The 23966-nt window shown below is 41.0% G+C and carries 19 protein-coding genes and 4 pseudogenes; 15 read left to right on the forward strand and 8 right to left on the reverse strand.

Features of this window, described 5'->3' with window-relative positions:
- Positions 1-33: 33 nt before the first annotated feature.
- Genes B3Q46_RS10740 through B3Q46_RS10750 form a run of 3 tightly spaced genes read left to right on the forward strand, consistent with a single transcriptional unit; the run spans position 34 to position 2597 of the window.
- Positions 34-1479 carry a cytochrome ubiquinol oxidase subunit I gene (locus tag B3Q46_RS10740; protein WP_286715366.1) on the forward strand — a complete coding sequence of 482 codons (1446 nt, stop codon included), beginning with the start codon at positions 34-36 and terminating at the stop codon, positions 1477-1479.
- A complete protein-coding gene (cydB, locus tag B3Q46_RS10745) occupies positions 1476-2480 on the forward strand; it encodes a cytochrome d ubiquinol oxidase subunit II (protein ID WP_004785535.1) in 1005 nt (334 codons plus the stop codon). The genes B3Q46_RS10740 and cydB overlap by 4 nt, the downstream gene beginning before the upstream one ends.
- 9 nt (positions 2481-2489) lie before the next feature.
- On the forward strand, positions 2490-2597 hold the full coding sequence (locus tag B3Q46_RS10750; RefSeq protein ID WP_104426067.1) for a DUF2474 domain-containing protein: 108 nt from the start codon (positions 2490-2492) through the stop codon (positions 2595-2597).
- 81 nt (positions 2598-2678) lie between these two features.
- On the opposite strand, the gene B3Q46_RS10755 is transcribed toward B3Q46_RS10750, so the two are convergent.
- Both B3Q46_RS10755 and B3Q46_RS10760 read right to left on the reverse strand, forming a co-directional pair.
- A complete protein-coding gene (locus B3Q46_RS10755) occupies positions 2679-3296 on the reverse strand; it encodes a thermonuclease family protein (protein WP_004785537.1) in 618 nt (205 codons plus the stop codon).
- Between the two features lie 160 nt (positions 3297-3456).
- Complete coding sequence (locus B3Q46_RS10760) at positions 3457-4374, reverse strand: LysR family transcriptional regulator (RefSeq protein ID WP_004785539.1); 918 nt, start codon at positions 4372-4374, stop codon at positions 3457-3459.
- Positions 4375-4468: 94 nt separating this feature from the next.
- On the opposite strand from B3Q46_RS10760, the gene B3Q46_RS10765 reads away from it, so the two are divergent.
- The 7 genes from B3Q46_RS10765 to B3Q46_RS10795 all read left to right on the forward strand — a co-directional run bounded on the left by B3Q46_RS10765 (position 4469) and on the right by B3Q46_RS10795 (position 11395).
- A complete protein-coding gene (locus B3Q46_RS10765) occupies positions 4469-5710 on the forward strand; it encodes an acyl-CoA dehydrogenase family protein (RefSeq protein ID WP_004785542.1) in 1242 nt (413 codons plus the stop codon).
- Between the two features lie 54 nt (positions 5711-5764).
- Complete coding sequence (locus B3Q46_RS10770; protein ID WP_004785543.1) at positions 5765-6886, forward strand: phosphotransferase family protein; 1122 nt, start codon at positions 5765-5767, stop codon at positions 6884-6886.
- On the forward strand, positions 6883-7581 hold the full coding sequence (locus tag B3Q46_RS10775) for a histidine phosphatase family protein (RefSeq protein ID WP_004785545.1): 699 nt from the start codon (positions 6883-6885) through the stop codon (positions 7579-7581). The genes B3Q46_RS10770 and B3Q46_RS10775 overlap by 4 nt, the downstream gene beginning before the upstream one ends.
- Before the next feature lie 53 nt (positions 7582-7634).
- The gene (locus B3Q46_RS10780; protein WP_004785546.1) at positions 7635-8378 is read left to right on the forward strand and encodes an SDR family oxidoreductase; all 744 of its coding nucleotides are present in this window, start codon (positions 7635-7637) and stop codon (positions 8376-8378) included.
- Positions 8379-8790: 412 nt separating this feature from the next.
- Positions 8791-9849, forward strand: a complete 1059-nt coding sequence (locus B3Q46_RS10785; protein ID WP_004785550.1) for a fatty acid desaturase — start codon at positions 8791-8793, stop codon at positions 9847-9849.
- 218 nt (positions 9850-10067) lie between these two features.
- Positions 10068-10778: an SGNH/GDSL hydrolase family protein gene (locus B3Q46_RS10790; protein ID WP_004785551.1), complete on the forward strand. Its 711-nt coding sequence runs from the start codon at positions 10068-10070 to the stop codon at positions 10776-10778.
- Positions 10779-10810: 32 nt separating this feature from the next.
- Positions 10811-11395, forward strand: a complete 585-nt coding sequence (locus B3Q46_RS10795) for a uracil-DNA glycosylase family protein (RefSeq protein WP_004785554.1) — start codon at positions 10811-10813, stop codon at positions 11393-11395.
- Between the two features lie 60 nt (positions 11396-11455).
- On the opposite strand, the pseudogene B3Q46_RS10800 reads toward B3Q46_RS10795, so the two are convergent.
- The 3 genes and pseudogenes from B3Q46_RS10800 to B3Q46_RS10810 all read right to left on the reverse strand — a co-directional run bounded on the left by B3Q46_RS10800 (position 11456) and on the right by B3Q46_RS10810 (position 14330).
- Positions 11456-11904: pseudogene (locus tag B3Q46_RS10800) on the reverse strand (pyridoxamine 5'-phosphate oxidase family protein).
- Positions 11905-12075: 171 nt separating this feature from the next.
- On the reverse strand, positions 12076-12513 hold the full coding sequence (locus B3Q46_RS10805; RefSeq protein WP_004785558.1) for a hypothetical protein: 438 nt from the start codon (positions 12511-12513) through the stop codon (positions 12076-12078).
- A gap of 263 nt (positions 12514-12776) precedes the next feature.
- Positions 12777-14330 carry a phospholipase D family protein gene (locus B3Q46_RS10810; RefSeq protein ID WP_004785561.1) on the reverse strand — a complete coding sequence of 518 codons (1554 nt, stop codon included), beginning with the start codon at positions 14328-14330 and terminating at the stop codon, positions 12777-12779.
- A gap of 120 nt (positions 14331-14450) precedes the next feature.
- Here B3Q46_RS10810 and B3Q46_RS10815 point away from each other — a divergent pair.
- The 5 genes and pseudogenes from B3Q46_RS10815 (at position 14451) to B3Q46_RS10835 (ending at position 20949) form a co-directional block, all read left to right on the forward strand.
- Positions 14451-15580: pseudogene (locus tag B3Q46_RS10815) on the forward strand (S-(hydroxymethyl)glutathione dehydrogenase/class III alcohol dehydrogenase).
- A gap of 208 nt (positions 15581-15788) precedes the next feature.
- Complete coding sequence (locus B3Q46_RS10820; protein WP_004785566.1) at positions 15789-16319, forward strand: hypothetical protein; 531 nt, start codon at positions 15789-15791, stop codon at positions 16317-16319.
- 551 nt (positions 16320-16870) lie between these two features.
- Positions 16871-17920, forward strand: a complete 1050-nt coding sequence (locus B3Q46_RS10825; protein WP_004785567.1) for a 3-deoxy-7-phosphoheptulonate synthase — start codon at positions 16871-16873, stop codon at positions 17918-17920.
- 254 nt (positions 17921-18174) lie between these two features.
- Positions 18175-19353: pseudogene (locus B3Q46_RS10830) on the forward strand (PilT/PilU family type 4a pilus ATPase).
- 399 nt (positions 19354-19752) lie between these two features.
- A complete protein-coding gene (locus tag B3Q46_RS10835; protein ID WP_004785573.1) occupies positions 19753-20949 on the forward strand; it encodes a PilT/PilU family type 4a pilus ATPase in 1197 nt (398 codons plus the stop codon).
- 74 nt (positions 20950-21023) lie between these two features.
- Here B3Q46_RS10835 and B3Q46_RS10840 read toward each other — a convergent pair.
- The 3 genes and pseudogenes from B3Q46_RS10840 to B3Q46_RS10850 form a co-directional block, all read right to left on the reverse strand.
- A pseudogene (locus tag B3Q46_RS10840) lies at positions 21024-22197 on the reverse strand (MFS transporter).
- A 239-nt stretch (positions 22198-22436) separates the two neighbouring features.
- Positions 22437-22811 carry a glycine cleavage system protein GcvH gene (gene gcvH / locus B3Q46_RS10845; RefSeq protein ID WP_286715380.1) on the reverse strand — a complete coding sequence of 125 codons (375 nt, stop codon included), beginning with the start codon at positions 22809-22811 and terminating at the stop codon, positions 22437-22439.
- Positions 22812-22893: 82 nt separating this feature from the next.
- Positions 22894-23922, reverse strand: coding sequence for an AraC family transcriptional regulator (locus B3Q46_RS10850; protein ID WP_004785579.1), 1029 nt, complete (start codon positions 23920-23922; stop codon positions 22894-22896).
- Positions 23923-23966 lie beyond the last annotated feature (44 nt).

Here is a 23966-nt window from a genome sequence, read left to right on the forward strand (position 1 = left end):
GATATGCCACATAACACTGCATAGGTGAAGTTTATGACTCTGGGTTTAACTGCATTAGAGTTAGCACGCATACAGTTCGCCTTTACTGTATCTTTTCATATTATCTTTCCTGCAATTTCAATCGGATTAGCAAGTTTTTTGGCTATTCTGGAATGGCGCTGGTTAAAGACTAAAAATCCGATTTTTCAGGATCTGTTCAAGTTTTGGGTCAAAATTTTCGCCGTCGCATTTGGTATGGGCGTCGTATCCGGTGTGGTAATGAGCTATCAGTTCGGAACTAACTGGAGTGAGTTTTCCCGGGTCGCTGGAAGTGTGACCGGACCCTTGCTGGCTTATGAAGTTTTAACTGCGTTCTTTTTAGAAGCCGGATTCCTGGGCATCATGCTCTTTGGCTGGAATCGGGTTGGCCCACGAGCACACTTTTTCTCCACTTTAATGGTCGCAGTCGGCACCTGTATTTCCATGTTCTGGATTTTATCTTCCAATAGCTGGATGCAGACCCCACAAGGTTTTGCGATTGAAAACGGCCTGATCGTCCCGCAGGACTGGGTAGCGATCGTATTTAACCCGTCTTTTCCTTATCGTCTGGCCCATATGGCGATGGCCGCCTTTCTGGTCTCGGCCTTACTTGTAGCTTCAACAGCGGCATGGCATCTGATCAAGGGTCGTCGCGATCCTTTAGTTAAAACTTCATTTTCCATGGCCATGTGGCTGATTCTGGCACTTGCACCTTTACAGATTTTTGTGGGGGATATGCATGGTCTGAATACACTTGAACATCAGCCAGCCAAACTGGCCGCGATGGAAGGCCATTGGGAAACCAATCATGATGAAGGAATGCCTTTATACCTTTTTGGGATTCCAGACATGCAAGCGGAAGAAACCAAATATGCAATTGGTATTCCTAAATTGGGTAGCCTGATTCTGACGCACTCTATGGATGGAAAAGTCACGGGGCTTAAAGATTTTGCGCCTGAAGATCGACCCAATTCACTGGTCGTGTTCTGGAGTTTCCGGATTATGGTCGGGATGGGTATGTTGATGCTCTTGCTTGCATTATGGGGGCTATGGTCACGTACCCGAGGACGTTTTTATGAGTCACGTGGTCTGAATCGTTTTGCACTCATCATGGGTCCATCCGGATTTCTTGCCATGCTGGCAGGATGGTTTACCACAGAAGTCGGCCGTCAGCCTTGGGTTGTCTACGGCATTATGCGGACCAAAGATGCATTATCACCAGTGTCCGCTGAACAGGTCGGTTTGACCTTGATTATCTTTGTGGTGGTGTACTGCGTTGTTTTTGGCGTAGGAATTTTCTACATGTTGCGCCTAATGCATAGAGGTCCAGAATTTATTCATTCCAGACCACATCATGAATCGGATAGCGATGTGGTTCAGGCTTCCCGTCGACCATTGAGCAGTATTCGCGAACGTATTGAAGAGGTTCCTGAACATCCGGATCAGGAGGATAAAAAATGATTGATTTATCATTAATTTGGATTGCGATTATTGGACTGGGTGTACTGGTCTATACTATTCTCGATGGTTTCGATCTGGGCATTGGCATTCTATTTCCATTCTTCCCGCATCAGGATGAACGCGATGTCATGATGAATACGGTCGCTCCGGTCTGGGATGGTAATGAAACTTGGATGGTTCTAGGGGGCGCTGGATTATTTGCTGCCTTTCCATTGGCTTATTCGACGGTACTCTCAGCACTGTATATGCCCATTATCCTGATGGTGATCGCCTTGATTTTTCGTGGTGTTGCTTTTGAGTTCCGTTTTAAGGCGAATAAAAGCAAACACTGGTGGGATAAAGCTTTTATAGGTGGATCGATCATCACCAGTTTCTTGCAAGGGATGATCCTGGGTGCATATATTCAGGGAATTGAAACACGAAATGGTGTCTATGTAGGTGGTGGTCTGGATTGGCTCAGTCCATTTAGTATCTTTACAGGAATCAGTGTCGTGGTGCTATATGCAGCATTAGGCTGTGGATGGCTCATTTATAAAACCGGTGATGATTTACAGGATCGCATGTTTAAACTGATGCCGAAGCTGATTGTAGCCTTATTGATTATTCTAGGTGCTGTTAGTGTTTATACGCCGTTGACCCATCCGCAAATTGCGGAGCGCTGGTTCAGCCAGCCTCAATTTACCTACTTTATGCCCGTACCGATCCTGGTCATATTGTTTACCTGGCTGGCCTTACGTGCCTGTAAAAGACGCAGTGAACTAGGCCCATTTTCCTATATGTTAGTGCTGGTATTCCTGGCATATACCGGTTTTCTGATTAGTCTGTGGCCTTATATTATTCCACCATCAGTCACGATCTGGCAGGCAGCGGCACATGAAAATAGTCAGTTATTTGCTTTGATTGGAGCCTTAGTCCTGATTCCGATTATCGTGATTTATACCTGCATGTCCTATTGGGTATTCCGACACAAGGTGCGTGTTGGTGATGATGGTTATCATTAAGGAGCGGGTATGACACGCAAACAGATAGTATGGTTTGTAGGCTTATGGCTTGCAGGTTTTTTGACACTGGCACTTATTGCAGGGGCATTCCGCTTTCTGGTACATTTGGCCTATTAGGTCATCATATGAACTGAACAAGCAAAAGGGATTTGTTAGTACAGATCCCTTTTTTATAAGCTAAATTTTAGATCTTTAAAATCAAGATGAGGCTTTGATCTGTTTACGATACACACTTGGACGGACAGGGCGGCTATTTTTCCATAACCCTTTTTTCTGCTTTTTGGCTTTATTCTGTAGTTCCATCATATAGCGTAAATGGTTTTTATCCCGGATATATTCCTCATAAACCCATGCCGCACCACGTTTCACAATCTCTTCATTGATATTCTTGCGATAACGATAGACCACACCGACACAGCGACCATATCGGTCAATATCAGTAATTTGTACACGAATCATTTTATTTTTAACCATACTTTGAACCAGGCGTAACGATTCCTTACCATAGGCCTGTGAAGATTCAGGTGCATCGACATAAGCAAAGCGCAGTTTGGTCTCAGAGCGACGGATATTAAAACGGTAGCAGGTGAGGGTATCGCCATCACTGACAGCACTAACCCGGCACCAGTATTTCTTACCTTTCTTAAAGGGGCGAAATAGGTCCTTTAAATACACCGTAATTTTATGCAGCAGATAATAGGAAAAACACAGAAGTACGAAGCCCAGCACAATTTGCCAGGTGGTGGAGAGATGTAACAAGGGCAAGATCCAAATCAGCAAAAACAGCCGCATAAACACAGCTAAAAGTTGAGCCATTTTAGATCAAAGCCACTCCGCATAAGGCTTAAAAAGTCATCAATCAGTGTTTAGTTTTGTACCGATAAAATAGCCTAAGTACTAGCAAATTAGGCCAATCTCAATCCTAAAACCTGATAATAAAATAGCCTAAGCAATTTTAAATCATCTGATAAATAGCCTAAGTAAAAATTTTATAAATTTCATTTCTCAAAAATCGATGTCTTTTATTTTCTTGCAGATCTTTATGCCAATACATCCCCATATTAATTTTCGGCAGTTGTACAGGAACGTCAAAAATATTCAGACAGTTTGCTAACTGTAGATGTGTCAATACATTTTTAGGAATTGTCAGCATGGCAGTCTTTTGCTGTTCCAGAATTTGCAGGGCTGTGGAATAGTGCTGACAACGTAAAAAAATCTGCCGAGAATAATGTTTTCGACTTAAATATATATCTTCAACTAAAACTCCCGTACGGCGTGAGGAAACGCCAATATGAGGTGAGGCCAGATAAATCTGTTCATTCATTTCTGTTTGTTGTGTACAGACCACGAATTCATCTTGTACCAGTCGTTCAAACTGAATTTTTTCACTAATACTTTGCTCCAGATCAATGACAAAATCGACCTGTTGAGAGGCGAGATCTGCAGCAATATTTTTACGGTCGAGTTTCATGCTACTCAGCTGAAGATCCAGGTTAATTTTTTGAAAATGTTGAACCAATTTTGGAAATATCATGGGTTCAATTTCATCATGTACAGCGATTTTTAAGCTATGAATCAATTCCGGTCTGAATTGCTGATGCTGCATCGAAATATTCTGAATCGCAAAAAGTGCATTTTTAATTTCAGGATAGATCTGATCCGCAAACGGTGTGGGCTGCATCTTGCTACCCGTTCGCACAAATAAATCATCCTGTAAATGCTGTCTTAAACGTTGTAAAGCATGACTGGCCGCTGACTGGCTTATCGATAGAATTTGCGCGGCTTTAGAAATACTGTTTTGTTCGTAAATGGCAATAAAAAGTGGATAAAGATTAATATCAATACGATGAAAATTTCGTAGGTCCATCACGGTTTTTGAATGAATACTATGCATATTGCTATATGGAATTAAATCATTTTATTCATAATATATTTTGGGTTAAGGTATTGTAAAGCGTATGAATTAGAATATTCAGAGGGATAAAGCAATGTTTGATTTGTCTGCACGAGCACAGGATTATTTAAATAGAACAAAAAAGTTTATTACTGATGAAATTGAACCTGTCGAGGCTGGTTTCTGGCATCAGGTGCATCAACTGAATCAAGGTGGCGACTGGACCAAATGGCAATGGCCGGCAGAGCTTGAAATATTGAAAGATAAAGCCAAAGCGGCAGGTCTCTGGAATATGTTTTTGCCTTGTCCAGAATTAGGTCAGGGATTATCCGTTCAGGAATATGCACATATCGCTGAACTTTCTGGACGAAGCCTGATTGCACCTACCGTCTTTAACTGTAATGCGCCAGATAGCGGTAATATGGAAGTATTGTGGCGCTATGGTTCTGAAGAACAAAAACAGCAATGGTTGATGCCACTTCTGGAAGGGAAAATCCGTTCAGTGTTCTGTATGACTGAACCTGCTGTGGCTTCAAGTGATGCTACCAATATGCAGGCGACGGCAGTAGTTGAAGGTGATGAAATTGTTTTGAATGGTCGTAAATGGTGGTCTTCGGGTTTGGGTGATCCAAATGCCAAAATCATCATCTTTATGGCACATACACCGGATGAATCCAAAGACCGTCATCATCAGCATTCCATGGTTTTAGTTCCAGTCGATACTGCAGGCGTGAAAATTGAACGGATGCTTCCAGTCTTTGGTGATTATGATGCACCACATGGCCACGGCGAAGTCAGCTTCGATAATGTTCGTGTTCCAGTTTCGAATTTTATTGGGGGTGCAGGTCAAGGCTTTGAAATTGCCCAAGGGCGTTTAGGGCCAGGCCGTATTCACCATTGTATGCGTTGCATCGGTGCTGCTGAAAAATCATTAGAACTTATGATTGATCGGGGTATGAGCCGTACCGCATTTGGTAAAGAGATTTTAAAACTGGGTGGTAACCTGGAACGTGTCGCAGAAGCTCGCGTTGCCATTGATCAGGCTCGATTATTAACCTTGTATGCTGCCTATAAAATGGATACTTTAGGGAATATGGCAGCACTGACTGAAATTTCTGCAATTAAAGTCGTTGCGCCAAGTGTACTGGAAAAAGTTGTGGATATGGCGATTCAGATCCACGGTGGTGCGGGTGTTTCTCGTGATACACCGCTGACCGGATTCTTTGCCCAAGCCCGTGCCTTACGTCTGGCTGATGGTCCGGATGAAGTGCATAAAGGTATGATTGCCAAGCTGGAACTGGCAAAACGTGGTTATAGCACACGTCGTAAAAAATAAGCTGGCTTTATATACAGACCATTGAAACGTATTAGAAGATTTTAAGGAAAAATTATGGCGGTCATTGATGTAGGTGGATCAGTTCGTGAAGGTGAGGAACTGGATGTACAGGCCATCACAGATTGGTTAACTCAACAAGGAGTAAATGTAGAAGGTCCTTTAGAGCTTACTCAATATTCCGGTGGAGCTTCAAACTGGACTTATCGTTTGCAATATGCCAATGCCGATTTGATTCTACGTCGTCCGCCTCAAGGGACTAAAGCTAAATCTGCGCATGACATGGCACGTGAATATCATGTACAAAAAGCTTTGGCTGAACACTATCCAGTCGTACCTGAAATGGTGGCACTTTGTCAGGATGAATCAGTCATTGGCTGTAATTTTTATGTGATGAAACGCATTGAAGGTATTATTCCGCGTGCCAAGCTGCCGCCTGAATTACAACTGACTGAACCAGATATCAAAACTCTATGTATTAATGTGATTGATAAGCTGATCGAACTACACCAAGTTCCTTACACTGGTACAGAACTGGAAAAGTTAGGCAAAGGTGAAGGCTATTGCCGTCGTCAGGTAGAAGGCTGGGATGCACGTTACGAAAAAGCCAAAACATTAAATGTTCCATCTTTTAAATACGTGCGTAACTGGCTGAAAGATAATATTCCATCTGATTCTAAAACCTGTGTTATTCACAATGACTGGCGTTTTGATAATGTCATTTTAGATCCAGAAAACCCAACTGAAGTTATTGGGGTGCTGGACTGGGAAATGGCCACCCTAGGTGATCCGCTGATGGACTTGGGTTCTGCCTTGGCTTATTGGGTAGAAGATACGGACAATGCCATTTTTAAAGCAACACGTCGTCAGCCCACCAATTTAAAAGGTATGTTTACCCGTAAAGAAGTGGTGGATTACTATCTGGAGAAAACCGGTCTGCAACCGGAAAACTGGACATTCTATGAAGTGTTTGGGATTTTCCGTCTCTCAGTGATTGCTCAGCAGATCTATTACCGTTATTACCACAAACAAACCAACAATCCGGCCTTTAAGGATTTTTGGGTAGTGATTCATGCCTTGCATATCCGTGCATTAAAACTGATTGGTCTACAAAAGCTTGAAGCCAATGACATTGCACAAAAATATATCCTGAAATTTAAAGAGTTAATGCCAAAATGACCACCATTTACTTGATCCGGCATGGGCAGGCATCTTTCGGGGCAGCCAGTTATGATCAGCTTTCGCCAAATGGGGAACTACAGGCAAAATTGCTCGGTCGTTATTTTGATGAAATTCTGAAAGAAGCACCGTATGTAGTGGCTGGTTCTATGCAACGTCATCAACAAACGGCGCAGTTATCTCTAGATGAATGTTTTCCTGAAAGCGAGATTTTGACCGATAGTGCCTGGAATGAGTTTAATCATCAGCAGGTCTTTGCCCGTTATGAACCGCGTTTTAATCAGCCAGAACTGCTGAAGCAGGATGTCTCAGAACATGCTAATCCACGGGATTATCTGAGCAAGATCTTTAGTGGAGCGATTGCTCGATGGATCTGTGATGATTATCACCACGAATATGATGAATCCTGGCCCAATTTTAAAAGCCGTGTAGAAACCGGTTTGCAAAATTTATGTGACCAGCTTGCGCAAACTAAGCCGCGCTATGCAATCGTGTATACCTCGGGTGGTGTCATCTCTGTCGCGGTAGGCAAAATCCTGGGTCTGAGTCCAGAGAAAACTTTCGCTTTAAACTGGGCAATTACTAATACCAGCATTACTACATTACGTCTGGTCGGAAATGAACCCCAGCTACTCAGCTTGAATGAACATCATTTTATTAAAGCACAACGTCCAGACCTGCTAACCTGGATTTAAAAATTTTTGAAGATAAAACACCTTAGAAAAAAATAAAGGGATAGGGTAAAAATATGGCTAAAACGATTTTAATTACTGGTGCAAGTTCAGGGATTGGTGCCGGTATGGCACGTGAATTTGCAAAAAAAGGGTATAACCTGGCGATTTGTGCACGTCGTCTGGAACGTTTGGAAACTTTGAAGCAGGAACTCGAAAGCCAATATGATATTAAAGTCATTGCCAAAACACTGGATGTGACCAATTATGATCAGGTTTTTGAGGTTTTCCGTGCCTTTAAAGAAGACTTTGGCACCATTGACCGGATTATTGTCAATGCCGGTGTAGGTGAAGGCCGCCGGATTGGTAAAGGTAATTTTGCAATCAATAAAGCCACTGTCGAAACCAACTTTATTTCTGCATTGGCACAATGTGAAGCTGCAGTGGAAATTTTCCGCGCACAAAACTCCGGTCATCTGGTGATGATTTCATCGATGAGCGCAATGCGTGGTATGCCAAAACACTTGACCGCTTATGGCGCAAGTAAGGCAGGGGTTGCACATCTGGCTGAAGGCATTCGTGCTGAGCTAATTGATACACCAATTAAAGTTACGACCATTTTCCCAGGCTATATTCGTACTGAAATCAATGAAGGCGCGAAAAAATTACCGTTTGAAGTGGATGAGAAAACGGGTTCACGTCTATTGGCAGAAGAAATTGAAAAAGCGCCAGTCAAAGCTTATGTACCGAAGTGGCCTTGGTTGCCACTCGGTTTGGCAATGAAAGTATTACCGCTAAAATTAGTCAATAAATTAGGTTAAAACTTCAATTCAAAAAAGCTCCATCAGGGGCTTTTTTAATTTTTAGTATTTAAAAATTTGGATAAAAGTAGGTTGGATAATTCTGGTATCGGATTTAAAGGCGTTATAAATTATTAGGATGTTTGGTTAAATCCCTAAAAGTCATTAACACTTTGATGATGAATAAATTTTATTTCTATATAAAAATAAAAATTTTATCAGAATAGAGATAATTAAATTTTTAAGAAAAGAATTTTTAGACGATAAATTTTATAGAAAATATCTCCTTATTTTTCTGCTTTATTGTTGATCTTAAAAAAATTACTAAAACTGCCCAAAACTTGGACATACTCGCTGCGAAAGTAGAAAGATAACTTCTCTTTTTTATAAATTCCTTTAATGTACAACTGTTTAGAAATCAAAGGTTGTCCATATGTCTACATCTTCGGATATGACTGACCAACAGCGAATCTCTAAGGTCAGAAATATCGTTACACAGGCCGGGGAAGAAATACGTACCCGTTATCCTATACTCAAACATCAGAATTTTATTGGTGCGAGTATTTTAGGTTTTGCCTGGACGGGGATGATCGCATGCGCATTGGCATATGGATATGGTCATCTTTCGGCATGGTTCACCATTCCATTGATTGCAATTTTTGCTTCACTGACACATGAATTGGAACATGACCTGATTCATTATATGTATTTTAAAAAAACGCCTTGGGCACATCATTTAATGTTGGCTTTAGTGTGGCTGGCTCGTCCAAATACAATTAGTCCATGGGCTCGCCGACGCATGCATTTGCATCACCATAAATATTCAGGCACTGAATATGATCTTGAAGAACGTGGCATCAGTAATGGTATGCCATGGGGGATTCGCCGCATACTAGTGATAAGTGACCAGTTGATGTCGGTCTATTTACGCCCATTTCAGATGTTTAAGATGATTCATCTTTTTATGGAAAAACAACCTGAAAAAGAACGTAAAGTTGCAATGATTTCTCAGCTCTTGGGCTTCTTGCCATTAAGCATGATTTATTATGGTCTGTGCTATTTATTTGTAATTTTTCATGTAGGCAATGCTGTTGCACCAATCTTTGGTTATGAAATGCTTTGGTCGGAAAGTATCATCGAAGCTATGCCGCTCGTGAATTTCTTGGCAGTAATTTGGATCATTCCGAATTTTATCCGTTCTTTTAGCCTGCAATTCGTTAGCTCCAATATGCATTATTATGGTGATATTGATCCACGCGATGTCATCAAGCAGACTCAGGTACTGAATCCATGGTGGATGGTACCATTCCAGTTATTTTGCTGTAATTTCGGTTCAACTCATGCGATCCATCATTTTGTGGTCAAAGAACCCTTTTATATACGTCAGTTGACCTCTAAAACGGCGCATAAAGTCATGAAAGAAGTGGGTGTACGCTTTAATGATATCGGAACTTTCAAGCGCATGAACCGCTGGAATGATTATAAAGTTTGATAGATCAGCTACATTAAAAAAAATCTCGCTAAATGGCGGGATTTTTTAATTTTTTAATCTACTCGTTAAGTAAAAATTTTATATACAAATATTAGAAAGCAATGTACGGACAAAATTCTAAGTTACGTGAATATTCATTAAAAATGACTGCTGAGGTATTACTCGTAATCCATAAATTGCAGTAAAATCAATCATATCTTTATATAAATTAGTCCATTATGTTGCTCAAAGCTGCCACTATCGCCTTAATTCCCGCGCTCATAATTCAGGGTAACCGTGTCAAAAAAAATACGATAAAACTTCCAGAACCAGAAGGTGCACGTGAAGGGCAAACAGGAACAGGAAAAAAACTTTCATTACTGATTGTAGGTGATTCAGCTGCAGCAGGCGTGGGCGTAGATCATCAGGATGATGCCTTACTCGGCGCGATTCTGAATGAGCTAAAAAATGACTTTGAAATTGAATGGAAGTTGCAGGCAAAAACAGGCAATACCACCTCAAAAGTCATTCGTACTTTAGACCAGATTGAAGCTAAATCCTATGATGTGGTCGTGACTTCAGTCGGCGTGAATGATGTGACTAAACTCATGCCTGCCGATGTCTGGATCAAGAAGCAGGAACAGTTTTATAGCAAAATCCAGCAAAAGTTTAATCCAAAACTGGTGATTGCAGCCGGTGTTCCTCCAATGAACATGTTCCCGGCTTTACCGAATCCTTTAGCCTGGTTATTTGGTCAATATGCTAAACACATGAACCAGCAGCTGGAAAAATTTGTGAATAAGCAGAGGAACATGCAATGGATTGAATACGATATTGAAAAATATCGTGCCATGAATTTACAAATGGCCCAAGATGGATTTCATCCAAGTAAGGAAGTTTATACACTTTGGGGACAAGAAGTTGCTAGCAAGATCCGTCAGGCATTCTAAAATAACTGAAATGCCTGAATCTGGAACAGTTTATGTCGGATATTGAAACCCATCCATTACCGCCATTTTTACCGCCCAATGCCAAATTACTGATGTTGGGCAGTTTTCCGCCACCCGCAACGCGCTGGAAAATGAATTTTTATTATCCGAATTACCAAAATGATATGTGGCGGATATTTGGATTAATTTTCTTTAAAAATAAAGATTACTTTTTGGACTTACCCAATAAAAAATTTCAGGAACATCTAATCCGTGAGTTTCTAACTGAAACGGGGGTTGCGATTTTTGACAGTGCTTATCAGATTCGACGCCTGAAGGGAAATGCTTCCGATAAATTTCTGGAAATTATAGTGCCAACCAATTTGCAGGATCTATTAGGGAAAATGCCAGACTGCAACCACATCATGACCACAGGCGACAAGGCTACAGATACTCTGATGCTATCTATGCCTGAAGGTACGTTGAAACCAAGTATAGGCGAACCTACCCAAGCACATTTTATTGGTCGTGAGCTGTATTTATACCGGATGCCGTCTTCATCCCGGGCTTATCCTTTGGCTCTGGAAAAGAAAGCAGATAGTTACCGGATGATGTTCGAGCATGTCGGTCTAATTTGAGTTATGAATAAATATAAATTTTAAGTATATTTATGAAATAAACTTACTTTTAGAAAGTGTTTAAATATTTTCTATCGGCATATTAGGATATTCGACCCAGCGATAATCCTTAACTTTAATATCCCGCACATGATGAAAACTGGACCAGATCAGTTTGCTACCTTTACTCCATTTAATGTAGAGATACGAGATTCGACTTTTTCAATTTCTTCCGCTGTAGCAGAACGTAAATAGCCAATTTCTGCATATAAACGTACACCGGGATAATGCTTAAATTTTCCTTTAAACATGGAACTTAACCAGAAAAGTTTGCTGCTATTCACAGCTTGAATGCATGCAAGTGGCTGATGCTGTAAATTTTCAGAGAAGGTGGTGGAGTAGGTATCAAAAAAGAAACCTGTATTAGACTGCTGATCCAGGAAGACAGTTCCGATCGAACAATACATTGCTGCACGCTGTGCATTAGCAACTACCTGACGGATATTTTGCCATTCAGAAGGGGAAATCATGATGTTTTCTCTTTATTATTTTAATCAAGCTTAATCTGCATTTCTAAAATAGGCATTGCCATAAAAATATTCAGGCAAAGGCAATTTAACCAATTAAAAATAAGAAATAAATTTCCTATGAACAAAAAGAGCCGATATGGCTCTTTTAAATTTTAGAAATGGAAAAATGAATTAACTATCATATTCCACATAATCCCATAGGTTTAAGCGCGCTTTAATTTCCTTGCGAATATTTGGTAACATTGGAAGTAATGTCCCGTCAATCCATAAACTTAAAGCCTGTGCAGAAATCAGTTGCTGTTGTTCATCGACCAGTTGCGTGCCTTTAACTATCACCAGCGTTTCTTCAGAAGCTTCGGTTTCAACACCTTTAAATAGCACCTGTAATTCATAACCGGTATCCTGAATCAGCCATTCCAGTTCGACCTGGATATTCTGATTAGATTTAAGTACGACCTGACCTTCGACTAAGTCCGAATCAGACAGGCAATCATGTTCAACCCGTACTTTGGCTAAAAACCATTCTTGGTGAGACAGATCCTGCAAGGTCTTAACAGGGGTGAGAATATCACTGAATTTAAACTGGCGGCTTAAATCAAAAAATTGCATGGGAGTGGAAAGCGAAAATTCGCAAAATACTGGAAAAGTGTAATTCTAGAGCAATCAACGGAATAGGTAAAACCTTTGTCAGCATTGATCTGATTAATGTATAAGAAATAAGCTGAAAAATATAAGTAGAAAAACTCGATTTAGAGATTTAGTCAATTTTATATTGTTCAGCTTATTACCAATAAAGATCTAAAATATCTAAAGCCAACTATCAATTAAGGAAAAACCACACTAAATGTAATTTGATTGCAATGTATCTGTCATTACATTAACCATTCTCCCGGGAATTTTGTCACCAGATTCATCATATAACGCTGGAATTGTGTTGTTTCAGGGTCATGATTATGCTGAATCACTGAACCATTTTTTTGATGTTCCAGCCAAATGATCTCGCCCTGTTTATTTAACTTAAGTTGATAAGCCATTCTGGGTAAATACTGGTTTAAGGACTTGGTAATTTCATCTTGGAGCTGATCAGATTCAATCACCAGACCGACTTCAGTGTTTAAATATGCAGAACGTGGATCGAAGTTAAAGGAACCAATAAATACCATGCCATCCAGATCAAAGAATTTGGCATGTAGACTGGAACTGTTCTTATTTTTGGCCGGAATAATATTACCGGTCATAATTTCATACCAGGTCCGTTTTGGTCGTTCAATATAGGGTTTAAATTCCCAGAGTTCAATTCCATTTTTGAGGAGCTGTTTACGGTATTGCTGATAATAGGCATGAACCAAAGCAACATCATTTGCCTGGAACGAATTGGTTAAAATTCTGATTTTGACACCCTGTTGGGCACGTTTACTTAAATAATCCGCACCTTCCTGAGTAGGAATGAAATAAGAAGAAACCAGTTCCAGATGGTCTTCGGGCTCACCCATAAGTTCCAACATATGAGTATAAATATAATCACCATTCTGGGCGCTACGACGGACCTTGGAAGGGGCATCGGCAACAAAATAGGCATTTCCCCATTTAATCGGGCGCTTTCTCAGCTGTTCATCAATCTGCTGTTCCGCAATACCGACTCGACGTCTTAGTTCATTTTTATCGACTTCATCTTCTTTAAATTCTGTTCTCAACCGTTTTAAAAGTTGTGGATTACCTGAATCATTTAGAACTTGTCGGATGTCATAGCTTAGATCATCGTTCCAGAATTTGATAAAGGTCTGATTTGCATCGTGTGCTGGTTTTCCGGCAAAGAAAATATCAACATCGCTAAACTGAAAGTCTTCACTGGCATCAAAATATTCACTACTGATATTCCGACCACCTGTGACCGCTGCCGTACCATCCGCAATAATCAGTTTATTATGCATGCGCGGATTAACATATTTCATACGGAATCCGTAATCTAGGGCACGCAAATAACGGAATTTATAAGGATTAAATAATCTGACTTCGAAATTAGGATGCTGAGCTAAGGCCAGCAGCTTATCATCCAGTTGAGTTCCGTTCTGGTCATCAATCTGAACCCGAACCTTCACGCCTCGATCAGCGGCTTTTAATAATTGGGAGAGAATCATGTTGCCAATATAGTCATCTTTCCAGATGTAATATTGCAGGTCGAGATGGTATTTGGCCTGATTGATCAGATATAACCTTGCCGCCATACTCATAAAACCATCATATAAAGGCAGATAAGCCGTTTTACCTTCCTGAATCTGTGGTAGCTGTTCCTCTCTAATCCAGTGGGCCGATTGTACGGGAGTAATAGCTTCTTCTTTTGCTGTATTGGGAGCTAATTCACAGCCAGAAATAGTCAGGCTAAAAACAAAAATACTTAAACATGTAATTGACGAGGGCTTAGTCATTGATGTTCCATTTGTTATAGGGGTTTTATTCCTCAACTAGTGATGTTAATGGTTGAATCTCCGAATAGAAAGAGGTTACTGTTAACCATCTGTAAATCAGTAATAAAAGGATTGTTTTACATGAAATCACGTGCAGCGGTTGCATTTGGCCCAGGTCAGCCATTAGAAATTGTGGAAGTAGATGTTGCTCCACCAAAAGCAGGTGAAGTACTGGTAAAAATTAGCCATACTGGCGTATGTCATACCGATGCATTTACCTTGTCTGGTGATGATCCGGAAGTCGTATTTCCAGCAATTTTAGGCCACGAAGGTGCGGGTGTGGTCGTTGAGGTAGGTGAAGGCGTAACGAGTCTGAAACCGGGTGATCATGTGATTCCACTTTACACAGCAGAATGTGGTGAATGCCTGTTCTGTAAATCGGGTAAGACCAACCTGTGTGTAGCGGTTCGTGCGACTCAGGGTAAAGGTGTAATGCCAGATGGAACTACCCGTTTTTCTTATAATGGCCAGCCAATTTATCATTATATGGGCTGTTCAACGTTCTCTGAATATACAGTCGTTGCAGAAGTTTCTCTGGCGAAAATTAACCCTGAAGCTAACCATGAGCAAGTGTGTTTATTGGGCTGTGGCGTGACTACAGGTATTGGCGCGGTACATAACACGGCTAAAGTGTAGGAAGGTGACAGTGTTGCGGTATTTGGTTTAGGCGGTATTGGTCTTGCTGTGGTACAAGGCGCACGTCAGGCTAAAGCAGGCCGTATCATTGTGATTGATACCAATCCGGATAAATTTGAGCCGGCAAAACAGTTGAGCCGGCAAAACAGTTTGGTGCGACCGATTTCCTTAATCCTAAAGACTATGATCAGCCGATCCAGCAAGTGATTGTTGAAATGACCGGTTGGGGTGTAGACCATTCATTCGAATGTATCGGTAATGTAGATGTGATGCGTTCAGCACTAGAATGTGCGCATCGCGGTTGGGGTCAGTCTGTGATTATTGGCGTAGCAGGTGCAGGTAAAGAAATCTCGACTCGTCCATTCCAGCTAGTCACAGGCCGTAAATGGATGGGTACGGCATTTGGTGGTGTTAAGGGCCGTTCTCAATTACCGGGCATGGTTGAGCAGGCCATGAAAGGCGAAATTCAATTAGAACCATTTGTGACACATACGATGCCATTAGATCAGATCAATGAAGCTTTTGACCTGATGCATGAAGGTAAATCAATCCGTACAGTCATTCATTTTGACTAAGCTGTTTTAATCTAAAAAAGACCGGTACCAATCCGGTCTTTTTTATACGGCTTTCACTTGATTCAAGATACATTAGTGCATGAAAGCCTCACAGAGAGTCACTGAAACAACACACGCCTGCTAATGTCATTACATGCCAGATGCTTATATTAAATAGGACGTATGAAAATACGTGATAAAACCATTTTAAAGAATAAGGATAAGCTCTATGTCGAATGATAATTTTGATCGTGATGTAATTAAGAATGCGCCTAAAGATGTCCGCGATGATTTAAATGCTGATCCAATTACTGGTGAACCTGGTGCTCATCCTGTGGGTACAGGTGTTGGTGCTGCAGGTGGCGCAGCGGCAGGTGCAGCGGTCGGTGCAGCAGGCGGTCCGGTCGGTGCAGCAGTAGGCGGTGTTGTTGGGGCAGTGGTCGGTGGTCTGGCAGGTAAAGGCGTAGGCGAAGCTGTGAACCCGACTGAAGAAGCAGCATTCTGGCGAGATAATGCCGTTGAAACCCCTTATTATTCAGATGCCCGTACCACGTATAGCGATTTAGATTACGATCGTGACTATGATGCGGCCTATCGTGTCGGTTATGAAAACCGTGGGGCATATGATGCTAATACCCGTTTTGAAGACGTAGAAAGCGATCTGAAAGTAAAATGGGAGCAAGTAAAAGGCCAGTCACGTCTGAACTGGGAACAGGCAAAATTTGCAGTACGTGATGCATGGAATCGCGTAACCCGTTAATTGCAAATGCCAAAACCAAGATCCAATATGCTCTTGGTTTTAAGGAAATGGGCAAAGTCCGCTGACTTCCACGACTTTGTTCATTATTAATATCTGAAAATTGATCACTGAAAGGCTAGAATTCTAGGGCGATAAGTAAAAGTACAAATACTGATAAATATTTTTTTATACTTACTACTTGTCAAAACTGGATAGAGCGCGTATTTTAATTTCAGATTCACATTTTTATGAAAGACATAAACATGTTAAAGCAACCTATCATTTCAAACGCTTATTTTTATTTTTGGCAGTTTAGATAATTGCCTGAATGCGTTTGGGCAATAAAAAGGTTGCCCACCAGTTAATACCTGATCGGCAACCCTGATCAGGTTTTTTTATGCATGTGATTTAACAGTTTTTGGAGACAGACATGACAAACTTTAACTATTCATACTTTAGCAACTTTTATTGGTCTTACTTTAGCCAGCTAATGACGCTTTCGACATCTTCGATTAGACCCATAACGCTCAAATAAAAGTTTGGACTGATTGCCAGTCCCAGGATTTAAAGTCATGAATATTGCAAATACATCACAACAACATCAAACAGAAACCATTTTAGCTTTGCCACAGCAGCTTAAGCAGCGATTGCCACTGTCTCCGCAATTGGCTGTACAAGTCGCTGAACAGCGTCAAATTATTCAAAATATTTTAGAGGGTAAAGATCACCGTTTAATGGTGATTACCGGACCATGTTCCATTCATGATGAAGCTTCCGCACTGGAATATGCAGAAAAATTAAAACAGCTTCAGGAACAGGTCTCAGATCAAATTTTCCTGGTTATGCGGGCTTATATTGAAAAACCACGGACTACTGTCGGCTGGAAAGGCTTCCTGTATGACCCAGAACTCGATGGCTCATCCAATATGCAATTGGGTCTGGAAAAATCTCGTGCACTGTACCTAAAACTGATTGGCATGGGCCTGCCGATTGCCTCAGAGATCTTAAGTCCAATGGCAACGGCGTATTTTGATGATCTATTGACCTGGGGCGCGATTGGCGCGCGTACAAGTGAATCACAAATTCACCGTGAAATTTCCAGCCATATGCCGTACAGCATCGGTTTCAAAAATGGGACAGATGGTTCGATTCAAATTGCTCTTGATGCCATTCAGTCAGCTTCCAACCCCCATCAGTTCCTGGGGATGAGTCAATCGGGTTTGCCATGTATCCTGAACTCACAAGGTAATCCAAAAGCACATTTGATCCTGCGTGGTTCAAATAGTGGTCCGAACTACCAGTTGTCTGAAATTGAAAAGATTAAAGCAAAACACTCAATCGATTTGCCGGCCCTGGTTATTGATTGCAGTCATGGCAATAGTTCAAAAAACCCAATGCTACAATCTAAAGTGCTGGAGCAGATCGTTGCTGAACGTTTGCACAACAATGTACGTGGTGTAATGCTCGAAAGTCATCTGGTCGATGGCAACCAGAAAATCTCAGAAGATATGGTTTACGGCCAGTCAGTGACTGATGGATGTCTGGGCTGGACAAAAACCGAGCAATTATTGTTAAATATGGCAGATTCACTGCGATGCGAAAGTTTAAAGCGTAGCGCTTAAACTGACGGTCTTGTCTTTCCTCAATTCGTTGGGGAAAGATATTATGATCGAATATGGGTATTAAGAAGTGTATATTTGGACACTCAAGAAAACTATTCGATATTTTGAAAATTAAAACAATGATTATTAAAACGATTTTAAAAATTGAATAAAAAATAATTAATTTAAAAAATAAACAATAACAATAACTTATTAGAGATCAGTCTGACACTGTTTTTATACAGCGGATGAGTCATGATCCCAGGAATCTTGCTATGTATACTACTGAATTGCTCGATGAAGCACGTAAATTTATGCACCATATGCTGACCAAAGTCGTTGAATATGGTGGTTCCGATCTTTTTAGCACAGCTGATTTCCCGCCCAGTATCAAACAGCAGGGGTTAATGAAACCGTTTGGCCAGCAGAAATTCACAGCCGATAAGACCCGTTTGTTTGCTTATGCCTTGATGAACGAGCGACAGATTCAGGAATTTGAATCGGTGATGGAATGCAATTTTAGTATTAGCATCCCGAAAGTGTCTCGTTTCCGGGTTAATGTCTTCCAGCAACAGCACAATGTAGGTATGGCGATTAGGATCATTACGACAGATATTCCAAGCTTTGAGCAACTAGGCTTAACGGCTTCATTGCAACAGGTCATCATGCAGAAACGTGGTCTGGTGCTGGTAGTCGGCGCAACGGGTGTCGGAAAATCGACTACATTAGTAGCTATGATTGATTACCGTAATACGCATACTGAAGGGCATATTATTACAATCGAAGATCCGGTGGAATATGTCTATCAGCATAAAAAATCGATGATTACCCAGCGGGAAATTGGTGTGGATTGTGTTTCCTGGCACAATGCACTGATTAATACCATGCGGCAGGCACCTGACGTCATCGTGAATGGTGAAATCCGCGATACAGACAGTATGGAACATGCAATTGCCTTTGCTGAATCCGGCCATTTATGTCTTACCACACTTCATTCCAATAATGCCGATCAGGCACTGGACCGGATTATTAACTTCTTCCCGGAAGAACGCCGTAATCAGCTATTGCTAGATTTATCAGCCAATATCAAAGCCGTGATTTCTCAGCGCCTAATTCGTACTGAAGATGGTAAAGGTCGTCGGGCTGCGGTAGAAATTCTGTAAAATACACCTTTAGTTTCTGACCTGATTCGTAAAGGTGAATTCTATGAGCTTAAAACGATTATGGCTCGTTCGTGGGAACTGGGCATGCAAACCTTTGATCAGGCATTATTTGATTTATATAACCAACGCATTATTTCTTATGAAGAAGCCTTGCGTAATGCAGACTCCAGCAATGAATTACGTTTGCAAATCAAGCTGAAGAGCAGCCGTATTAATCCTGTTTTACAGGCAGAAAATGCACAGATTTCACTTCTGGAACAGTCCAGATCGCGTGCACTTTCTACTGATTAATCTTTTTTTTAATAAACAGACTACTATTCAGCTCAATACAATGAGTCATAAATCTTCTTTAATGGTGGCTTTTAAGACAGGCAGCTTTCGGCCACCTATCTAAATTTTTAATTTTATCCTTACTTGTCTGGTGAATTCAGTTTCACTGTCTTGCATTTATTCTGAATATGATCTTTTTCATAGTAATATTCTTTTAAAGTAAAATGGTTTTAAAAACCAAAATATGTCAACTTAGTTGATATTTTATTGAACTGAATCACATAATTATTTAAGAATATTTTCTTTATAAATCAAATCTATTTGAGGCTTTTAAAAAAACGCTGCACAATAAAAATCAAATGATATTGGCATGAATCAAGCATTTAAATTCATGTAATTGTGTATTTCCAGGGGAAGAAAATGTTCACGGCAGAACTGTTGGACGAAGCAAAAAAATTCATGCATCACATGCTGACCAAAGTAGTGGAATATGGGGGCTCAGACTTATTTATTACCGCAGATTTTCCACCAAGTATCAAACATCAGGGCTTAATGAAGCCTTTTGGACAACAGACGCTAACTGCTGAAAAAACCAAACTGTTTGCCTATAGCTTGATGAATGACAAACAGAGTCAAGAGTTTGAAGCCGAACTAGAATGTAACTTCGCGATTACCGTGCCGGGTGTATCGCGCTTCCGGGTAAATGTTTTCGTACAACAGCTTCAGGTTGGGATGGTGATCCGGACCATTACGGCAGAAATTCCAAATTTTCAGAAACTGAAATTACCAGAATCATTGAAACACGTGATTATGGAAAAACGTGGTCTGGTACTGGTTGTGGGAGGAACAGGTTCAGGTAAATCGACCTCTTTGGCAGCGATGATCGACTACCGCAATGAAAATTCTGCAGGGCATATTATTACCGTGGAAGACCCAGTGGAATATGTGCATAAGCACAAGAAATCTATGATTACTCACCGTGAAGTCGGGGTAGATTGCCATTCCTGGCACAATGCGTTGAAAAATACCTTGCGTCAGGCACCTGATGTGATTCTGATTGGTGAGATTCGCGATACTGAAACCATGGAACACGCAATTGCCTTCGCCGAAACCGGACATTTATGTCTGGGCACACTGCATTCCAATAATGCTAACCAGACTTTGGACCGGATTATTAACTTCTTCCCGGAAGAACGCCGTAATCAGTTATTGATGGATCTATCTTCGAATATGAAGGCAATTATTTCCCAGCGTCTGATTCGTACTCAGGATGGGAAAGGCCGTCGGGCTGCGATTGAAATCATGTTAAATACACCTTTGATTTCTGATCTGATTTTAAAAGGTGAGTTTCATGAGCTGAAAGCTATTATGGGCAAATCTCGTGAATTGGGCATGCAGACTTTCGATCAGGCCTTATTTGACCTGTATAACGAGGGTGAGATTTCTTATGAGGAAGCATTGCGTAATGCCGATTCGACTAATGAATTACGTTTACAGATCAAGCTGAAAAGCAACCGCCAAGATAATCCTGCTGCCGGAGAAGCAACACAATTCACGATGATGCAAGAACCGAAAGCTGAAGAAAAAGAACAAGAAAATACTTCAGCATCTGAATAAATACATCCTCGTGTCAGAATTAAAACAGGCAGTTCATCTGCCTGTTTTTTATTATATTTAGACATTAACTTGTATTAGGCAGTCTTAACTTGAACGACCAATTTAAAGTAAACAATACTGCATAGGGTGAGTAAACTACAGAGAATAAAGGCGAACTGATAAATATAAGTCGCAATAAGCACCCCAATCAGGAGCGAGCCGACCGCAATTCCTACATCATAAAAGGTATAAAAGGTCGAAGTCGCATAACCAATTCGGTGTTTCGGTGCACGTTGAATGGCCAGTGTCTGGATGCAAGGTTGTGCGCTACCAAAACCGACACCAATCAATACCGCAGCCAGCAGGAATCCCCACAACGTCTGAATCTGACTGAGTAAAAAAAGTCCTAAACTAAATACTAATAGCGCAGGATAAATCACATATTGTGGACCTTTGCGATCGTAAATTTTTCCGGTAATCGGACGTAAACTCATCATGGAAATGGCGAATACGACAAAGAATAAACTGGCATAAGCCATCAGGTTTTTACTGGCAGCAAAAGGTGCAATAAAAGACATGATGCTGGCATAAGAGAAAGAAATCAGAGCTGCCAGAACAGCAACAGGCAATGCTTTCTTTTCTACAACATCAGACAACGCCAGTCCTTTTTTCTCAGGAATAGTTTGAATGATGTGCTCAGGCTCTTTGACCGGAATCATTAAGCAGAAAGCAAATCCGATAAAAACTAATGCAATAAGCAGCGTTGTGATCTGAAAATAAGACCAGTATTCAATCAGACTTAAGCCAATCAATGGTCCTAGAACAATACAGATTGACTGACATGACGTAATAGCCCATGCCTTCGCCTTTACGCTGTTCTGGAATAAACTGATTTACTACAGGGACACAGACTGTAGTCAAAATACTAAACCAGATCCCATGCAAAAAAAGGATGATAAATAAGGTCGTCAGCTTATCGGCAAGCAAATAGGCTAGGGAAAATAGACTGAAAAAGATTCCAGAAACAATCAGGGTTTTACGGATACCCAATTTTTCAATAATTAAGCCGCTAAATGGACGTACCGCAATCGCTGAAATCATAAACAAAGTCATGGCCAGACCAGCTTGGGCTAAGTTTCCGCCTAATTCTTTCAGGATATAAATTGGTAAAATTGTAGTTTGTGCAAAATAGAAAATAAATAAAAACAGGTTATTGGCCAGACAAAGGATAAATGACTTGGTCCATAATGGCGCTGCATTGGCGTTCATGATTTTCCTAAAATGATATGCTGTAAGACGCTGGGCTCAGCATGGGAAATTATTGTTATAAATAAGCGCGACCTATTCAGGAGCGAAGTGAATATGATCAAGACTTTAGGAAAAATAAGTGAAAAATACAATGATATTTCATGATAAATACATGAAATTTAATTTGAACTAGGAAATGCGGCGATTGATCTTTAATAAAAAAATCAGCCCGAAGGCTGATTTTCTAAATTTAAACCGGCTTAGAGACCAGCTTCATATTTTGTATTGGAAAGCAGCTTTTCAACATCTGCCATATTGTCCGGTTTGATTTTATAGATCCAACCTTTGCCATATGGGTCGTCATTAATAAAATCAGGATCATCTTCAAGATCAGGATTGATTTCAACCACTACACCAGACACCGGTGCATGAATATCGGAAGCCGTTTTGACAGATTCAACGACACCGGCTTGTTCGCCCGCAGTAATATGTGAATCAAGATCTGGTGCTTCTACATAGACCAGATCACCTAACGCATCCTGTGCATGGTCGGAAATACCGGTCACAACAAGATCACCCTCAATGCGCACCCATTCATGTGTACTTGCGTACTTTAATTCTGCAGGATGATTCATTGATAACTCCTTAAAAATCTTAAGATCATTTTTGATATGTTTTATACATTCTTTTTGGCCAAAACAAAAGGTTTATCCTTGCTTATAAATAAGGATCTTTACGCCAGTTGCTCGGGCTACGACCACTCCAGCGCTTAAACGCCCGACTAAAATTGGCCACATCACTATAGCCAAGTTCATCAGCGATCTGCTCCAGAGTAAAGTCTGTACGGGATAATAAGGAAGTGGCATGCCGGTAGCGCACTTCATCCACCAGCGTAGAGAAAGAAGTACCTTCAGCGGCCAACTGACGCTTTAAGGTTCGATCTGACATGTGCAGGCGTTCAGCTACGCTTTCAATACTCAGATAATGCTGTTCGGAATGAGTCAGAATATCCCGTACCCGCATGGCAATCCGGTGCCGTTCACCTAAAGCAGATAATTCGGCTTCACACTGGTTAATCGCAATCTGGCTGGCAATTGGATCAGCATGTACCAGCTTGTTCATCAGGTAACTTTTATCAAAGCTTAAAATTAAATGGGGCTGTTCAAAACGGAACTGATGCGTAGGAAATTTTGCCATAAAGCGCTCAAAACCTTCCGGCTTTTTGAAATCAAAGTCAATTTCTCCGGTTGCATCGTTAACCCCTGTAATAGCCTTAGCCATACTGATCAGACCAATCATCAGGGCAATCGAAATTTCTGTACGAAGCGGTTCAAGCTGAATATCAGTTTGCAGCTGTACCGTTGCCTTAGCGCCAAAGGTCGAGAAAAATAACTGCAGGAAGGGTAAACGTAACTGAATGAATCGGTTCGCCAGCACCAGAGCTTCGGTAATATTATTCGCCGTCATGATGGCATAACCGATAAAGCCATGAATCGAAATCCGCATCTGGGTACCTAAGTGATAACCCAATGTCGGTTCACCAGTGAGTTTCAGGGCATGCTTGACCAGTTCATTGGCCACTGGTGTCGGAATACGGTAATCAGGATCTGCCAACTGTTCACTGGTCAGGCCAAAAGGTTTAAAAAGCGACTCATTATTATACCCCCAGCGGGAAATGACATCGAGAAGCAAGAGACCGTATACACCTGGAATACCTTGGTCTTGGCGTGGAGCTATTATTTTCATGCGCGATCCGTTGCACTCATTCAATTTTTTTTATTTTCACTTCA

The organism is Acinetobacter sp. UBA2581, assembly GCF_002339435.1.
Classification (GTDB): Bacteria; Pseudomonadota; Gammaproteobacteria; order Pseudomonadales; family Moraxellaceae; genus Acinetobacter; species Acinetobacter variabilis.